Here is a 15548-nt window from a genome sequence, read left to right as displayed (position 1 = left end):
GGACGGACGCCGGGCCGCGCGGTGCTCCGGTGGTGTGACGGACGGTGTGACCTTCGCCGCTCCCGCCGGGGGGACTGGGCAGCTACGTTACTCATAAGTAGCATGGGGCTGAGCGCGCGCTCAGTGCATGCGCGCCGCAGCAGTGCCATCCCGCACCCTGGAGGAGAGCCATCGTGCCTCGTACCGTCAGGGACGTCGTCTTCGTCGACGGCGTCCGCACCCCGTTCGGCAAGGCGGGCCCGAAGGGCATCTACCACGAGACCCGCGCCGACGACCTGGTCGTGAAGGCGATCCGGGAGCTGCTGCGCCGCAACCCCGGTCTCGACCCCAAGAAGATCGACGAGGTCGCCGTCGCCGCGACCACGCAGATCGGCGACCAGGGCCTGACCATCGGCCGCACCGCCGGCATCCTGGCGGGCCTGCCCACCTCGGTCCCGGGCTACTCCATCGACCGCATGTGCGCGGGCGCCCTGACCGCCGTCACCACCGTGGCCGGCTCCGTCGCCTTCGGCGCGTACGACGTCGCGATCGCGGGCGGTGTCGAGCACATGGGCCGTCACCCGATGGGCGAGGGCGTGGACCCGAACCCGCGGTTCGTCAGCGAGAAGCTGGTCGACGAGTCCGCCCTGTTCATGGGCATGACGGCGGAGAACCTGCACGACCGCTACCCGTCGATCACCAAGCAGCGCGCCGACGAGTACGCCGTGCGCTCGCAGGAGAAGGCCGCCAAGGCCTACGCAGGCGGCCAGATCCAGGCCGACCTGGTGCCGGTCTCGGTGCGCCGCACCAACGAGGAGGCGGGCGAGACGGGCTGGGGCCTGGTCACCGCCGACGAGCCGATGCGTCCGGGCACCACGCTGGAGAACCTGGCGGGTCTGAAGACGCCGTTCCGCGTGCACGGCCGGGTCACCGCGGGCAACGCGGCCGGTCTGAACGACGGCGCCACCGCCTCCCTCATCGCGAGCGAGGACTTCGCCCGCGAGAACAACCTGCCGGTCAAGATGCGCCTGGTCGCGTACTCCTTCGCGGGCGTGGAGCCGGAGGTCATGGGCTACGGTCCGATCCCGGCCACGGAGAAGGCCCTGGCCCAGGCCGGGCTGTCGATCTCCGACATCGGCCTGTTCGAGATCAACGAGGCCTTCGCCGTCCAGGTCCTCGCCTTCCTGGAGCACTACGGCATCGCCGACGACGACGCGCGCGTCAACCAGTACGGCGGCGCCATCGCCTTCGGCCACCCGCTGGCCTCCTCCGGCGTCCGCCTGATGACGCAGCTGGCCCGCCAGTTCGAGGAACAGCCGCACGTCCGCTACGGCCTGACCACCATGTGCGTCGGCTTCGGCATGGGCGCGACGGTCATCTGGGAGAACCCGCACTTCGAGGGGGACAAGTGAGCACCACCGCAGAGCTGCTGAAGGGTGCGGCCGAGCTGTTCCCCGGCGAGGTCGTCACGCGGGCGCACGTGCGCCACTTCGACCTCCCGTCGGGTGTCGGCCGTTTCGCCCTCATCACCCTGGACAACGGCCACGACCACACCAAGCCGACCACGCTCGGCCCGCAGTCGCTGGCGAACATCGACGCCGCGATCGACCAGGTCGAGAAGGAGGCCGCGGACGGCGACATCGTCGGTGTCGGCGTCACCGGCAAGCCGTTCATCTTCGCGGTCGGCGCCGACCTCAAGGGCGTCGAGCTGCTGAAGCGGCACGAGGACGCGCTGGCCATCGGCAAGGGCGGCCACGACGTCCTCAAGCGCCTGGCGAACCTCGCGGTGCCGTCCTTCGCGTACTACAACGGCGCGGCCATGGGCGGCGGCGTCGAGATCGGCCTGCACTGCACCTACCGCACGGTGTCGGCGGCCCTCCCGGCGTTCTCCCTCCCCGAGGTCTTCCTCGGCCTGGTTCCCGGCTGGGGCGGCTGCACGCTGCTGCCGAACCTGATCGGCGCCGACAAGGCCGTCTCGGTGATCATCGAGAACAGCCTCAACCAGAACCGGCAGCTCAAGGGCGCGCAGGTCTTCGAACTCGGCATCGCTGACGCGATCTTCGAGGGCGCGGACTTCCTGGAGCAGTCGCTGATCTGGACGGCGTCCGTCCTCAAGGGCGAGATCACCGTCGAGCGTCCGGTGATCGACCGCGGCGAGGCCTGGGACCGGGCCGTCGCCAGGGGCCGCTTCGTCGCCGACGGCAAGGTGCACGGCGCCGCCCCGGCCGCCTACCGCGCGCTGGACATCATCGCCGCCGCCAAGAACGGCGACCTCCAGCAGGGCTACGACGCCGAGGACCGGGCCCTCGCCGACCTGATCATGGGCGGCGAACTGCGCTCCGGCATCTACGCCTTCAACCTGGTGCAGAAGCGCGCCAAGCGCCCCGCCGGTGCCCCGGACAAGTCGCTGGCCCGCCCGGTCACCAAGGTGGGCGTCGTCGGTGCCGGCCTGATGGCCTCCCAGCTCGCGCTGCTCTTCCTGCGCCGCCTGGAGGTCCCGGTCGTCCTCACGGACATCGACCAGGAGCGCGTCGACAAGGGCGTGGGTTACGTCCACGCCGAGATCGACAAGCTGCTCGGCAAGGGCCGCGTCGACCAGGACAAGGCGAACCGGCTGAAGGGCCTGGTCTCCGGCGTCCTGGACAAGGCCGAGGGCTTCGCGGACGCCGACTTCGTCATCGAGGCCGTCTTCGAGGAGATGGGCGTCAAGCAGAAGGTGTTCGCGGAGGTCGAGGCGGTCGCCCCGGCGCACGCGATCCTCGCGACGAACACCTCCTCCCTGTCCGTCTCCGAGATGGCGTCGAAGCTGAAGCACCCCGAGCGGGTCGTCGGCTTCCACTTCTTCAACCCGGTCGCGATCCTCCCCCTGCTGGAGATCGTCCGCGGCGAGCAGACCGACGAGGCCTCGCTGGCCACGGCGTTCGGCGTCGCCAGGAAGCTGAAGAAGACCGCGGTCCTGGTCAAGGACGCCCCGGCGTTCGTGGTCAACCGCATCCTCACCCGCTTCATGGGCGAGATCCAGAACGTCATCGACGAGGGCACCCCGGTGCCGGTCGCGGAGAAGGCGGTGGAGCCCCTCGGCCTGCCGATGTCCCCGCTGGTCCTCCTGGAACTGGTCGGCCCGGCCATCGGCCTGCACGTCTCCGAGACCCTCAACCGGGCCTTCCCCGAGCGCTTCACGGTCTCCCCGAACCTCAAGGCGGTCGTCGAGGCGGGCAAGCGCGGCTTCTACACGTACGACAGCGGCAAGCCCGAGCTGGACCCGGAGGTCGCCGCGCTCCTCAAGCAGGGCGACACCGTCCTGACCGAGGAGCAGGTCCGCGACCGCGTGCTGGACGCGGTGGCCCAGGAGATCGGCCTGATGCTCGACGAGGGCGTCGTCGCCGAGGCCCAGGACATCGACCTCTGCCTGATCACCGGCGCCGGCTGGCCCTTCCACCTGGGCGGCATCACGCCGTACCTGGACCGCGAGGGCGTCGCCGAGCGGGTGAACGGGAAGCGGTTCCTGGCGCCCGGGGCGGCTTCGGTACCGGCGTAACCTGGCGGACCGCTCCGGTCCCGCACCCCGCTCCGCCCCTGTCGCTGTCCGCAGCGGCGGGGGCGGACGTGTTTACGGGGCCGGGACAGCAGCCGGAGCGGTCCGGACCGCCGCTCCGTTCCGTACCGTCTGGTCTCAGTACTCCTGCCAGGCCGTGAGCGCCAGCCCCGGCTCGTCCTTGAGGCGGCTGAGCAGCAGCCGGCCCGTCGAGGGGGACAGCGTCGCCGCGACCACCCGGTCCTCGGCGTCCAGGGCGAGGGAGACCTCGGCGTCCTCGGGCAGCGGGGGCCCCGACTCGGTCCACCACGCCCCCGCCGACTCCTGTTCGGTGGGATAGGCGGCGAAGGCGACCCGGCCGGAGAAGGAGCGCTGGGCCAGGAGCGTGCAGTCGTAGCCCTCGATACGGCAGCGGACGGCGGCGACCGGACCGGGCCCCGCCGCGGGCAGCAGCGCGAACGGCTCACCGCCGGGGCGCCAGACACACAGGTCGCCGGAGGTGTCGACGAAGAACAGGCTGGTGTCCTCCTCCGACGTGCGCAGCACGCTCAGTGTGTCCGGACGGGCCCGCGCCCGCACCGACCTGAGCGCGCCGAACGCCTTGCCGACGCCCGCCTGACGCCAGTGCATGAGCGTGTCGGGACCGGAGGCGTACGCCTGCACGCCCCCGCTCGCGTCCGTCGCCGCGACCGGACCACCCCGGGGGTCAGCCGCCCCCTCCAGGTCCTGCCAGGGGCCCCAGCCGCCCTTCTGGCCCTGCGCCCGCACACGGAGCCCGCCGCCGTCGTCCGGCGCGAAGACGTGGGCCCGGCCCTGACCGTCGACGGCGACCGCCGGCGTGCCGGTGCGGTCGCCCACGCCGCCCGGACGGCCCATGTCGGCCCAGTCCAGCGGGGCCAGCAGGGGACGGAAGTGGACGGAGTGCACGAGCTGCGACCGGCCGGGTCCCATGGGCCGCCAGGAGACCAGGTGCACATACCTGTCCGGGCCCTGGCCGAGCGCGAGGACCGGATCGAGCCGCTTGTCGCCGCCCACGGTGCGCGCGGCACCCCAGGAACCGCCCGGTGCCGACTCGGTGCGGCACCAAGCCGCCTCAGGTGACACGTGGTAGGCGCTGAGGCGGTCGTCACGACCGCGTACGAGCCACTCACCGATCACGTGATCAGATTATGTCGCCGCGGTGTGGGCCGCCGCGGCGGGGTGGGCGTGGGACCCTGACCCCATGAAGGACAGTGCCTCTCTCCTGGTGGTCGTCGACGCCGCGAACGTCGTCGGCTCGGTGCCCGACGGCTGGTGGCGGGACCGGCGCGGGGCCGCGGAGCGGCTGCGGGACCGGCTGGCGGCGGACGGGGTGCCGGGGCGGGCCGGACCGGTGGAGGTCGTGCTCGTCGTCGAGGGCGCGGCCCGCGGCGTGGAGTCCGTTCCCGGCGTACGGGTGGAGTCCGCGCCCGGCAGCGGGGACGACCACATGGTCGGTCTGGTCGCCGGGGCCGCCGGTGACCGCCCCGTCCTGGTCGTGACGGCCGACCGCGAGCTGCGCCGCCGGGTGGCGGAGCTGGGCGCCGAGGTCGCGGGGCCGAGGACGGTACGGCCCGCGTGAGGGCCCGCCCGCCCGCCGGGGCCCCGCGCTGTCGGAAGCGCGGAGCCTCGGCGCGGTGAGCCGGGGGCGCTAGGGGCCGGACGGCCCGGCCGGGGACGCCGGGGCCTTGTCGTCCTGGGCCAGGCGGCTGTGGGTGCGGCCGTAGAGGAAGTACACGACGAAGCCGATCGCCATCCAGATGCCGAATCGGACCCAGGTCTCGGCGGGCAGGTTCAGCATCAGCCACAGCGAGGCGGCCACGGAGACGATGGGCAGCAGCGGGACCAGCGGGGTGCGGAAGGCACGGGGCAGGTCGGGGCGGGTCCGGCGCAGGATGATCACGCTGATCGCGACGACGACGAAGGCGAAGAGCGTGCCGATGTTCACCAGTTCGGCCAGTTCGCTCAGGCTGGTGAAGCCGGCGACGATCGCGATGACGACGCCGAGCAGGATGGTCGGCCGGTAGGGGGTGCGGAACTTCGGGTGGACGTGGGAGAAGAAGCGGGGCAGCAGTCCGTCGCGGCTCATGGCGAAGAACACCCGGCTCTGGCCGAGCAGCAGGATCATGCAGACCGTCGTCAGGCCGACCGCGGCGCCGAAGCTGATCACGCCGGAGAAGAAGGGGTGCCCGGTGGCCTTGAACGCGTCGGCGAGCGGGGCGTCCACGGACAGCTTGGTGTAGTGCTGCATGCCGGTGACGACGATGGAGACGCCGACGTACAGGAGGGTGCAGATGATCAGGGAGCCGAGGATGCCGCGGGGCATGTCGCGCTGCGGGTTCCTGGTCTCCTCGGCGGCGGTGGCGACGATGTCGAAGCCGATGAAGGCGAAGAAGACGACGGAGGCGGCGGTGAAGATGCCCATCACGCCGAAGTTGGACGGCGCCCAGCCGAACATCAGCTGGACCAGTGGTGAGTGCAGTCCCCCGCCCGCCTCGACGGGCTGCGACTTCGGGATGAAGGGGTCGTAGTTGGCGCTCTTGACGAAGAAGGCGCCCGCGATGATCACCACGAGGACGACGGCCACCTTGATGGCGACGACGAGCGAGGTGATCCGCGCCGACAGCTTCATGCCGAGCACGAGGACGGCGGTGAGCACCAGCACCAGGGCCGCGGCGAGGATGTCGAAGCCGAACCCGTCGGCGCCGTCCCTGCCGCCGAGCGACGCGGGCATGTGCCAGCCCGCGTTGTCCATCAGTGAGCGGATGTAGCCCGACCAGCCGACGGCCACCACCGCCGTGCCGAGCGCGAACTCCAGGACCAGGTCCCAGCCGATGATCCAGGCGGGCAGTTCGCCCAGCGAGGCGTAGGAGAAGGTGTACGCGGAGCCGGCCACCGGGACGGTGGAGGCGAACTCGGCGTAGCACAGCGCGGCGAGCGCACAGACGACTCCGGCGACGACGAACGCCAGGGCGGTGGCGGGCCCGGCGTTGTCCTTGGCGACGGTGCCGGTCAGTACGAAGATGCCGGTGCCGATGACGACGCCGATCCCGAAGACGGTCAGGTCCAGCGCCGACAGGGATTTCCTGAGCGCGTGCTCCGGTTCCTCCGTGTCACGGATGGACTGCTCGATCTTCTTCGTCCTGAACAGGGTGTTGCTCACGGGGACCTCCCACGCTTGTCGTCCTCGACATGATCGAGAGGGGGCGTACTGCGTATGCCCCGGCGTGGCCGATTTCACGCGGATGGGCCGGTTCCACCACTGCAACGAGTGGCGGAACCGGCCCGTCCGGCCCAGTGCGCGGTCGCGGAGCGCGCGGTGTCAGTCGCGCGCGGCCTCCACCTGGTCCACCTCGGCGCCCGTCCGGTCGTACCGCCCGTCGAGCTTGGCGACCAGGCCGGTCACCTGGCGCGCGATGTCGGGCGCGGTGAGCCCGATCTCGGCCAGCACCTCGGCGCGGGAGGCGTGGTCGAGGAAGCGCGGCGGGATGCCGAAGTCGCGCAGCGGCACGTCGACACCGGCGTCGCGCAGGGCCTGGGCGACGGCGGACCCGACGCCGCCGACGCGGGAGTTGTCCTCGACGGTGACGACCACGCGGTGGCGCTCGGCGAGCGGGGCCATGGCCTCGTCGACGGGCTTGACCCAGCGCGGGTCGACCACGGTGGTGGAGATGCCCTGCTTGTTCAGCAGGTCGGCGACCTCCAGGCACATCGGCGCGAGGGCGCCGACGGAGACCAGGAGCACGTCGGGGGTGTCGGTGCCGGGGGCGCGCAGCACGTCCATGCCGCCGACGCGGCCGACGGCGGGGACGGCGGGGCCGACGGCGCCCTTGGAGAAGCGGACCACGGTCGGCGCGTCGTCCACCGCGACGGCCTCGCGCAGCTGGGCGCGGACCTGGTCGGCGTCGCGCGGGGCGGCGAGCCTGAGGCCGGGGACGACCTGGAGGATCGACATGTCCCACATGCCGTTGTGGGAGGCGCCGTCGGTGCCGGTGACTCCGGCGCGGTCCAGCACGAACGTCACGCCGCACTTGTGCAGGGCCACGTCCATCAGCACCTGGTCGAAGGCGCGGTTGAGGAAGGTGGCGTACACGGCGAAGACCGGGTGCACTCCCCCGTGGGCGAGGCCGGCCGCGGAGACGGCGCCGTGCTGCTCGGCGATGCCGACGTCGTAGACGCGCTCGGGGAAGGCCTTGGCGAACTTGTCGAGGCCGACCGGCTGGAGCATCGCGGCCGTGATGGCGACGACGTCCCGGCGCTCCTTGCCGAGCTTGAGCATCTCGTCGCCGAACACGGACGTCCAGTCGGCGCCGGAGGTGGAGATGGGCAGGCCCGTGTCGGGGTGGATCCTGCCGACGGCGTGGAAGCGGTCGGCCTCGTCCTGGAGGGCGGGCTGGTAGCCGCGGCCCTTCTCGGTGAGGCAGTGCACGATGACCGGGCCGCCGAAGCGCTTGGCGCGGGTGAGGGCGGACTCCAGGGCCTCGAGGTCGTGGCCGTCGATCGGGCCTACGTACTTCAGGCCGAGGTCCTCGAACATGCCCTGCGGGGCGATGAAGTCCTTCAGGCCCTTCTTGGCGCCGTGCAGGGTGTCGTAGAGCGGCCGGCCGACGACCGGGGTGCGCTCCAGGAGGTCCTTGCCGCGGGCCAGGAAGCGCTCGTAGCCGTCGGTGGTGCGCAGGGTCGCCAGGTGGTTGGCGAGACCGCCGATGGTCGGCGCGTAGGAGCGCTCGTTGTCGTTGACGACGATGACCAGGGGCCGGTCCTTGGCGGCGGCGATGTTGTTCAGCGCCTCCCAGGCCATGCCGCCGGTGAGGGCGCCGTCGCCGATGACGGCGACGACGTGGTCGTCGCGCTCCATGACCTGGTTGGCCTTGGCGATGCCGTCGGCCCAGCCGAGGACGGTGGAGGCGTGGCTGTTCTCGATGACGTCGTGCTCGGACTCCCCCTGCGAGGGATAGCCGGACAGGCCGCCCTTCATCTTCAGCTTCGAGAAGTCCTGGCGGCCGGTGAGCAGCTTGTGGACGTAGGACTGGTGGCCCGTGTCCCAGAGCACCTTGTCCTTCGGTGAGTCGAAGACGCGGTGCAGGGCGAGGGTGAGTTCCACCACGCCGAGGTTGGGGCCGAGGTGGCCGCCGGTCTTGGACACGGCGTCGACGAGGAAGGTACGGATCTCCTCGGCCAGCTGGTCCAGCTCTTCCAGGCTGAGCCGGTCCAGATCGCGCGGTCCCGTGATGCGGGTCAGCAGCGGCACCCGTGCCTCCTTGCAGTAGAGCTGTTGCCGGGCTCGTCGAGTCTAATGTTCCGCTCCGGCGGAACGTGTCCGGGCGGTGCGTCGTACGTCACGCGTTCGGCCCTACCCACTGGTGGACCGTTCTACGACATCCGGGTCCGCGACGCCCGGCTTGGGGACACCTTTACCCGGGTGGTCCAGTCCACCGGGCGCGCGGTGTCCAGGCCGGGTGGCGCCCGGCGCGGCCGATTGGTCTAGTCCCATTTTGGTCCAGACCATTGCGTCGCCCGGGCTCCGGCGATATCCCCGTACCCGGCAACACCCCTGCACAGCACGGGAATCGACGTTCCACCCCACACACACCGGGACTGACATGAGACGCATGCGTTCCTTCCGGGCGGCCCTCACCGCGGCCGCCACCGCCGTGGCCGCGATGGGCCTCGCCCTGTCCGGCACCGGCACGGCCCAGGCGGCGACCCCGCTGCCGGACCGGGTCTTCGCGCCGTACTTCGAGGCCTGGACCGGCGAGAGCCCGGCCGCGCTGGCCGCGCAGTCGGGTGCCAAACACCTGACCATGGCGTTCCTCCAGACGGCGACCGCGGGCTCCTGCACGCCGTACTGGAACGGCGACACCTCGATGCCGATCGCCCAGTCGACCTTCGGCGCCGACTTCGACACCATCCAGGCGAACGGCGGCGACGTCATCCCCTCGTTCGGCGGCTACACGGCCGACACCACGGGCACCGAGATCGCCGACAGCTGCACCGACGTCCAGCAGATCGCCGCGGCCTACGAGAAGGTCATCACGACCTACGACGTCTCCCGGCTCGACATGGACATCGAGATCGACTCGCTGGACAACACCGCGGGCATCGACCGCCGCAACAAGGCCATCAAGCTGGTCCAGGACTGGGCCGCCGCGAACGGCCGCGACGTCGAGATCTCCTACACGCTGCCCACGACCACCCGCGGCCTCGCGAGCAACGGCGTCGCCCTGCTCGAGAACGCCGTGCGGAACGGCACCAGGGTCGACGTCGTGAACCTCATGACGTTCGACTACTACGACAACCAGCAGCACGACATGGCCAAGGACACCCAGACAGCCACCCAGGGCCTGCACGACGTACTGGCCCGGCTCTACCCGGACAGGTCCTCCGCCGAGCTGTGGCACATGATCGGCGTCATCGAGATGATCGGCGTCGACGACTTCGGGCCCGCGGAGACCTTCACCCTGGCCAACGCCCGCACGGTCTACGACTGGGCTCTGAAGCAGGGCATCAACACGCTCTCCTTCTGGGCGCTCCAGCGCGACAACGGCGGCTGCGCGGGCGGCGCCGCGGCCGACAACTGCTCCGGCATCCAGCAGAACACCTGGGACTTCTCGCACGTCTTCGCGCCCTTCACCGGCGGCAGCACCGCCCCGGCGAACGACTTCTCCCTCTCCGCCGCTCCGGCCTCCGGCACGGTGACCGCGGGCGCCTCGGCCACCACCACGGTGAAGACCGCGGTGAAGTCGGGTCAGGCGGAGACGGTGCGGCTCACGGCGAGCGGCGTCCCGGCGGGCGTCACGGCGTCCTTCAGCCCCGCCTCGGTCACGGCGGGCGGGCAGTCGACGCTCACCCTCTCCACCACCGCCCAGGCCGTCTCGGGGACCTACTCGGTCACGGTCACCGGCACCAGCCCGTCCGGCAGCCACAGCACCACGTACGCGCTGACCGTCACCGGCGGCAACGGCAACCAGTGCACCGCCGCCCCGTGGGCCTCGGGCACGGTCTACACCGGCGGGCAGCAGGTCTCCCACGAGGGGCACACCTGGAAGGCCAAGTGGTGGACGACCGGCGAGGAGCCCGGGACCACCGGCCAGTGGGGCGTCTGGCAGGACCTCGGCGCCTGCTGACGACGCCAGGACGCACCGCCGCGACACAGCGGTCCGCCCGCCGGCCCGGGGCTCAGCCGGGCGGGCGGGCGGACCGTCGTCGGCCGTGCGGCGCGTACTACGCGCGGCCGGCCGTCTTCTGCGTCTTGCGGGTGATCGCGTCGATGACGACGGTCGCCAGCAGCACGCCACCGGTGATCATGTACTGGACCGGCGAGGCGATGCCCTCCAGGGCGAGGCCGTACTGGATCGAGACGATGACCATCACACCGAGCAGCGCGTCCCAGGTGCGGCCGCGGCCGCCGAAGAGGGACGTGCCGCCGATCACGGCCGCGGCGATGACGTTCATCAGGAACTCACCGGTGCCCGCGCCCTGGTTGGCGGAGGCGATCTTCGAGGCCACGAAGAGGCCGCCGATCGCGGCGAAGCCGCCGGCGATGGCGAAGACCGAGATCCGGACCAGCTCGACGTTGATACCGGCACGGCGGGACGCCTCGACGCTGCCGCCGAGGGCGAAGATCTTGCGACCGTAGGCGGTGCGGCGCAGGACGAAGTCCGTGAGCAGCAGGAACGCCAGGAAGATCACCACGGCCAGGGGCAGGCCCTTGTACTGGTTGAAGACGATCGCCACGACGAAGGCCAGGACCGCGAGCAGCACCGTGCGCACGATGATCTCGTTCAGCGGCCGGGACGGCACCCCGGCCGCCTCGCGGCGGCGGTTGTCGAAGAACGCGGTGAGGAAGTACCCCGCGGTCACGACGATCGCCAGGCCGTAGGCGGCGGCCACGTCGGAGAAGTAGTAGCTCGTCATCTTGACGACGATGCCCTCGGAGTCGAGGTTGATCGTGCCGTTGCTGCCCAGGATCTGCAGCATGAAGCCCTGCCAGAACAGCAGTCCGGCCAGCGTCACGGCGAAGGCCGGCACACCGATGCGGGCGAAGACGAAGCCGTGGATGGCACCGGCCGCGGTGCCGGTGAGGACGGCCAGCACCAGCGCCAGCCACTCGTTCATCCCGTGCGTGACGCTCAGCACCGCGAAGGTGGCGCCCGCGACACCGCTGACCGAGCCGACCGACAGGTCGATCTCGCCGAGCAGCAGGACGAAGACGATACCGACGGCGATCATGCCGGTGCCGACCATGGCGACCGACATGTCGGAGAAGTTGCCGGCGGTGAGGAAGTTGGAGTTCAGGCCGGTGAAGATGGCCCAGATGATCAGCAGTCCGACGACGACGGGGATGGACCCCAGGTCACCGGCCTTCATCTTCCGCTTGAACTCGCCGAGGTAGCCGGCGAAGCCCTGCTCGCGCACCAGCAGTCGCGGGTCGACGACGGTGACCGCGGCGGAGGCGGCGGCGGGGTTCTCCACCGCTTCGCCCTCGGCGGGCGTGGAGGTCTTGTCGATGCTCACTTCTTTATCTCCCCATTGGTGCGCGCCGCACGACGGGTCACGGCGTTCTCCGTGGCGCCCGTGATGGCGGAGATGATCTCTTCCTGGGAGGTCGACTTGACCTCGAAGATGCCGTTGTTGCGCCCGAGGCGCAGGACGGCGACCTTGTCGGCGACCGCCTTGACATCGGCCATGTTGTGGCTGATGAGGATGACGGCGTGGCCGCGCTCGCGCAGCCGCTCGACGAGGTCGAGGACCTGCGCGGTCTGCTCGACGCCGAGGGCGGCGGTGGGCTCGTCCAGGATGACCAGCTTGGGCTCGCCGAGCATGGACCGGGCGATCGCCACGACCTGGCGCTGACCGCCGGACAGCGAGGCGATCGGGATGCGGACGCTGGGGATGCGGATGGACAGCGTGTCCAGCAGTTCGCGGGAGCGGCGCTCCATCTCCACCTCGTCCAGGACGCCGCGCTTGCGGATCTCCCGGCCCAGGTAGAGGTTGCCGACGACGTCGATGTTGTCGCACAGCGCGAGGTCCTGGTAGACGGTCGCGATGCCGAGGTTCTGGGCGTCGTGCGGCTTGTTGATCGAGACGGACCTGCCGTCCCACTCGATGGCACCCTCATCGATGGGGTGCACGCCGGCGATCGTCTTGACCAGCGTGGACTTTCCGGCACCGTTGTCGCCCACCAGGGCGACCACCTCACCGGCGTGGACCTCAAGCTCGACATCGGTGAGCGCCTGGACGGCACCGAATCGCTTGGAGACCCCGCGCAACGCCAGCACGGGCGTAGCGGACACGTGAACCATCTCCTTCGCCGCCTGACCCGGCGGGAGGTTGTGCAGAAGTATTCGGGGGGGTGTTCCGTCCGGCGCCCCGCGTAGCTTGCGGGGCTGATGTCGCGGGGCGCCGGAGGAGCTGGGGCGGGCGGTCCCGGGCGCGCTCAGGCGGCGCGGGACGCGGGTCCGCTTACTTGAGGCCGATCTTGTCGCAGGCGGCCTTGTAGTTGCCGGAGCAGATCTCGTCGAGGGTGTAGAAGCCCTCCTTGATGACGGTCTCCTTGATGTTGTCCTTGGTCAGCGAGACGACCGGGACGAGGACGGTCGGAACGCCCTTGGTGGTGGAGCTGTCGGACTTGCTCGTGGCGATGGAGTCGAGCGACTTGCCCTGGGCGAGCGCGACGGCCATCTCGGCGGCGACGGCCGCCTCCTGCGGGTAGGACTTGTAGACGCTCATGTACTGCTCGCCGGTGACGATGCGCTGCACGCCGCTCAGCTCGGCGTCCTGCCCGGTGACCGGGATGTCCGCGATGCCGGCGCGCTTCAGGGCGGTGATGGAGCCGCCCGCCATGCCGTCGTTGGCGGAGTAGACGCCGATGATCTTGTCCTTGCCGAGCGCGGAGATCGCGGCGTCCATGTTGGCGTTGGCGTTCTCCGGCTTCCACTCCTTGGTGTCGTACTCGCGGCCGATGTTCACCTTGCCGTCGAGGACGGAGTGGGCGCCCTCCTTGAACTGGGCGGCGTTCGGGTCCGTGGACGAACCGTTCATCATGACGATCTGGCCGTCCTTGGCCTTGTCGCCCAGCGCCTTCAGGAGGGCCTCGCCCTGCGTCTTGCCGACGGTGACGTTGTCGAAGGACGTGTAGGCGTCGATCGGACCCTCGGCCAGGCGGTCGTAGGCGACGACCTTGATGCCCTGGTCCTTGGCCTTCTTCACCGAGCCGGCGATGGACTTGAAGTCCACCGCGTCGATGATCAGGACGTCGACCTTGTTGGTCACCATCGTGTCGACCTGCTGCGCCTGCAGGCTGGCGTCCTGCTTGGCGTTGGCGTAGGTGACCTTGCCCTTGTTGTTCGTGAGCTCCTTGACCTTCTTCTCGATCAAGGGCTTGTCGAACTTCTCGTACCGCGCGGTCTGGTTCTCCGGAAGGAGCAGACCGACCGTGATGTCGTCGCCCTTCTTCGCGGCCGAGTCGGACGACTCGTTGCTGTCGCCGGACTCCTTGGCACTGCCACAGGCGGCGAGCGAGACGGCCATCGCGGTGGTGGCAACGGCAACGGCGGCACGACGCATACGCGTGTTCACTACACAAACCTCCCTGACGAGGCCGCGTCGTTGCGGCCGAGGTGGCTGGAAGTCAACTCGGCCGCACGTGCGACGTCAAGAAGTAAATCCTTAACGAGATGACAACGGTGCCATCCGTGCTCTAAGTGAATGCAGGCGCCGCCACCGGCAGAGCACCGGTCGCACTTCCGTCCAAAAGCGTCGAATCGCCCATCTCGCTCAGGGCCAGGGCAAGGGCCCCCAGCACCTCCGCACGGCCTCCGAGGGCCCCCGGAAGCACGGAGAGTTGCCGGGCCGCGCTGGGGATCGCGTAGCGCCCGACGGACTCCCTTATGGGCCCGAGCACCAGCTCGCCGGCCTCGGCGAGATCGCCGCCGAGGACGACCCGGCTCGGGTTGAGCAGGTTGCAGAGGTTGGCGACTCCGCTGCCGATGTGGCGGCCGACATCGGCGATCACCCGACGGCAGCCCGGGTCACCGTCCCGGGCCAGCCGGACGACACCCTCCATCGTGAGATCGGTGCCGTGGCCGGGCTGGAGGAGCGGAAGCACATAGCGTGCCGCCGCGAACGTCTCCAGGCAACCCCGGTTGCCGCAGCGGCAGACGGGACCGGCCTCGTCGAGGGTGATGTGCCCGATCTCCCCCGCCGTGCCGCCGGGCCCGCGGTAGATCTTGCCGTTGATCACCAGGCCCGCGCCGACACCGCTGGCGACCTTGATGTACGCCAGGTCCCGCACCCCTCGGCCGCTGCCCCAGACCAGCTCGCCCAGGGCGCCGAGGTTGGCGTCGTTGTCCACGTGGACCGGCACGCCGAGCCGCCCCCGCAGCTCCTCGGCGGGCCGGGTGCCGCCCCAGCCGGGCAGGATGGCGGTCGAGCCCAGCGTCCCGGACTCCACGTCGATCGGTCCGGGCACGCCCAGGCCCACTCCGGCGATCTTGGCGCGGTCCACGCCGGTGGCCTCGATCAGCCGGCTGACCAGCTGTTCCGCCCGGTCGAAGCCCTGTGCCGCGGACGCGTCGACGTCCAGCGGCTCGGACTCCTCGGCCAGCACCTGGTGGGCGAGGTTGCCGACCGCGACACGCAGGTGGGTGTGCCCGAAGTCCACGCCGATGACGATGCCCGCGTCCCCGCTCAGCGAGACGCTGCGGGCCCGCCTGCCGCCCGCCGAGGTGGGCGTGACCTCGACCGTCCCGCCGTCCTTCAGTTCCCGGACGATGTTCGAGACCGTGGCCGCGGACAGCCCCGTCGTCCTCGCGATCTCCGCCTGCGTGAGCGACCCGGCGAGCCGTACCGCTCGTACGACCCGTTCCAGGTTGGCGCGGTGCAGCGACGACTGCGACCCGGGAGTCTCCATTGACTCTCACCCTCATCCCCTGGGTCCGCGTCACCCGGTGCGATGCGGACCTTGTACAAGTTATGAACCCCAAACTCCGCTGAATCGTCCAGTGACGTCAAG

Annotated in this window: 11 protein-coding genes; 4 read left to right on the top strand and 7 right to left on the bottom strand. The window is 70.6% G+C overall.

Features of this window, described 5'->3' with window-relative positions; all coding sequences use genetic code 11:
* Window positions 1-173: 173 nt before the first annotated feature.
* Window positions 174-1391, top strand: coding sequence for a thiolase family protein (locus BJ961_RS09940; protein WP_271320953.1), 1218 nt, complete (start codon window positions 174-176; stop codon window positions 1389-1391).
* The gene (locus BJ961_RS09935; protein ID WP_271320952.1) at window positions 1388-3517 is read left to right on the top strand and encodes a 3-hydroxyacyl-CoA dehydrogenase NAD-binding domain-containing protein; all 2130 of its coding nucleotides are present in this window, start codon (window positions 1388-1390) and stop codon (window positions 3515-3517) included. The genes BJ961_RS09940 and BJ961_RS09935 overlap by 4 nt, the downstream gene beginning before the upstream one ends.
* Window positions 3518-3652: 135 nt before the next feature.
* On the opposite strand, the gene BJ961_RS09930 is transcribed toward BJ961_RS09935, so the two are convergent.
* Complete coding sequence (locus tag BJ961_RS09930; RefSeq protein WP_271320951.1) at window positions 3653-4672, bottom strand: hypothetical protein; 1020 nt, start codon at window positions 4670-4672, stop codon at window positions 3653-3655.
* A 64-nt stretch (window positions 4673-4736) separates the two neighbouring features.
* Between BJ961_RS09930 and BJ961_RS09925 the strand changes: the two genes are divergently transcribed.
* Window positions 4737-5114, top strand: a complete 378-nt coding sequence (locus BJ961_RS09925) for a PIN domain-containing protein (protein WP_271320950.1) — start codon at window positions 4737-4739, stop codon at window positions 5112-5114.
* A 69-nt stretch (window positions 5115-5183) separates the two neighbouring features.
* Here the strand turns inward: BJ961_RS09925 and BJ961_RS09920 are convergent, their stop codons facing one another.
* Both BJ961_RS09920 and dxs read right to left on the bottom strand, forming a co-directional pair.
* Window positions 5184-6695 (bottom strand): amino acid permease, encoded by a 1512-nt coding sequence (locus BJ961_RS09920; protein ID WP_271320949.1) that lies wholly within the window; start codon window positions 6693-6695, stop codon window positions 5184-5186.
* Between the two features lie 159 nt (window positions 6696-6854).
* Window positions 6855-8783, bottom strand: a complete 1929-nt coding sequence (gene dxs, locus BJ961_RS09915; RefSeq protein WP_271320948.1) for a 1-deoxy-D-xylulose-5-phosphate synthase — start codon at window positions 8781-8783, stop codon at window positions 6855-6857.
* 352 nt (window positions 8784-9135) lie between these two features.
* Between dxs and BJ961_RS09910 the strand changes: the two genes are divergently transcribed.
* On the top strand, window positions 9136-10659 hold the full coding sequence (locus BJ961_RS09910; protein WP_271320947.1) for a glycosyl hydrolase family 18 protein: 1524 nt from the start codon (window positions 9136-9138) through the stop codon (window positions 10657-10659).
* Between the two features lie 97 nt (window positions 10660-10756).
* Here the strand turns inward: BJ961_RS09910 and BJ961_RS09905 are convergent, their stop codons facing one another.
* From BJ961_RS09905 to BJ961_RS09890, 4 genes are all read right to left on the bottom strand, one after another.
* Entirely contained in the window at window positions 10757-12049 is a 1293-nt protein-coding gene (locus tag BJ961_RS09905; protein WP_271320946.1) for a sugar ABC transporter permease, read from the bottom strand.
* Window positions 12046-12837: an ATP-binding cassette domain-containing protein gene (locus BJ961_RS09900; RefSeq protein ID WP_271320945.1), complete on the bottom strand. Its 792-nt coding sequence runs from the start codon at window positions 12835-12837 to the stop codon at window positions 12046-12048. Before BJ961_RS09900 ends, BJ961_RS09905 begins: the two co-directional genes overlap by 4 nt.
* A 160-nt stretch (window positions 12838-12997) precedes the next feature.
* The gene (locus BJ961_RS09895; protein WP_271417008.1) at window positions 12998-14101 is read right to left on the bottom strand and encodes a substrate-binding domain-containing protein; all 1104 of its coding nucleotides are present in this window, start codon (window positions 14099-14101) and stop codon (window positions 12998-13000) included.
* Between the two features lie 133 nt (window positions 14102-14234).
* On the bottom strand, window positions 14235-15446 hold the full coding sequence (locus BJ961_RS09890) for an ROK family transcriptional regulator (RefSeq protein WP_271320944.1): 1212 nt from the start codon (window positions 15444-15446) through the stop codon (window positions 14235-14237).
* Window positions 15447-15548: the final 102 nt, after the last annotated feature.

The organism is Streptomyces lienomycini (assembly GCF_027947595.1).
Lineage (GTDB): Bacteria > Actinomycetota > Actinomycetes > Streptomycetales > Streptomycetaceae > Streptomyces > Streptomyces lienomycini.
The sequence above is the reverse complement of the archived record's forward strand: the minus strand, read 5'-3'. Positions and strand labels throughout refer to the sequence as shown.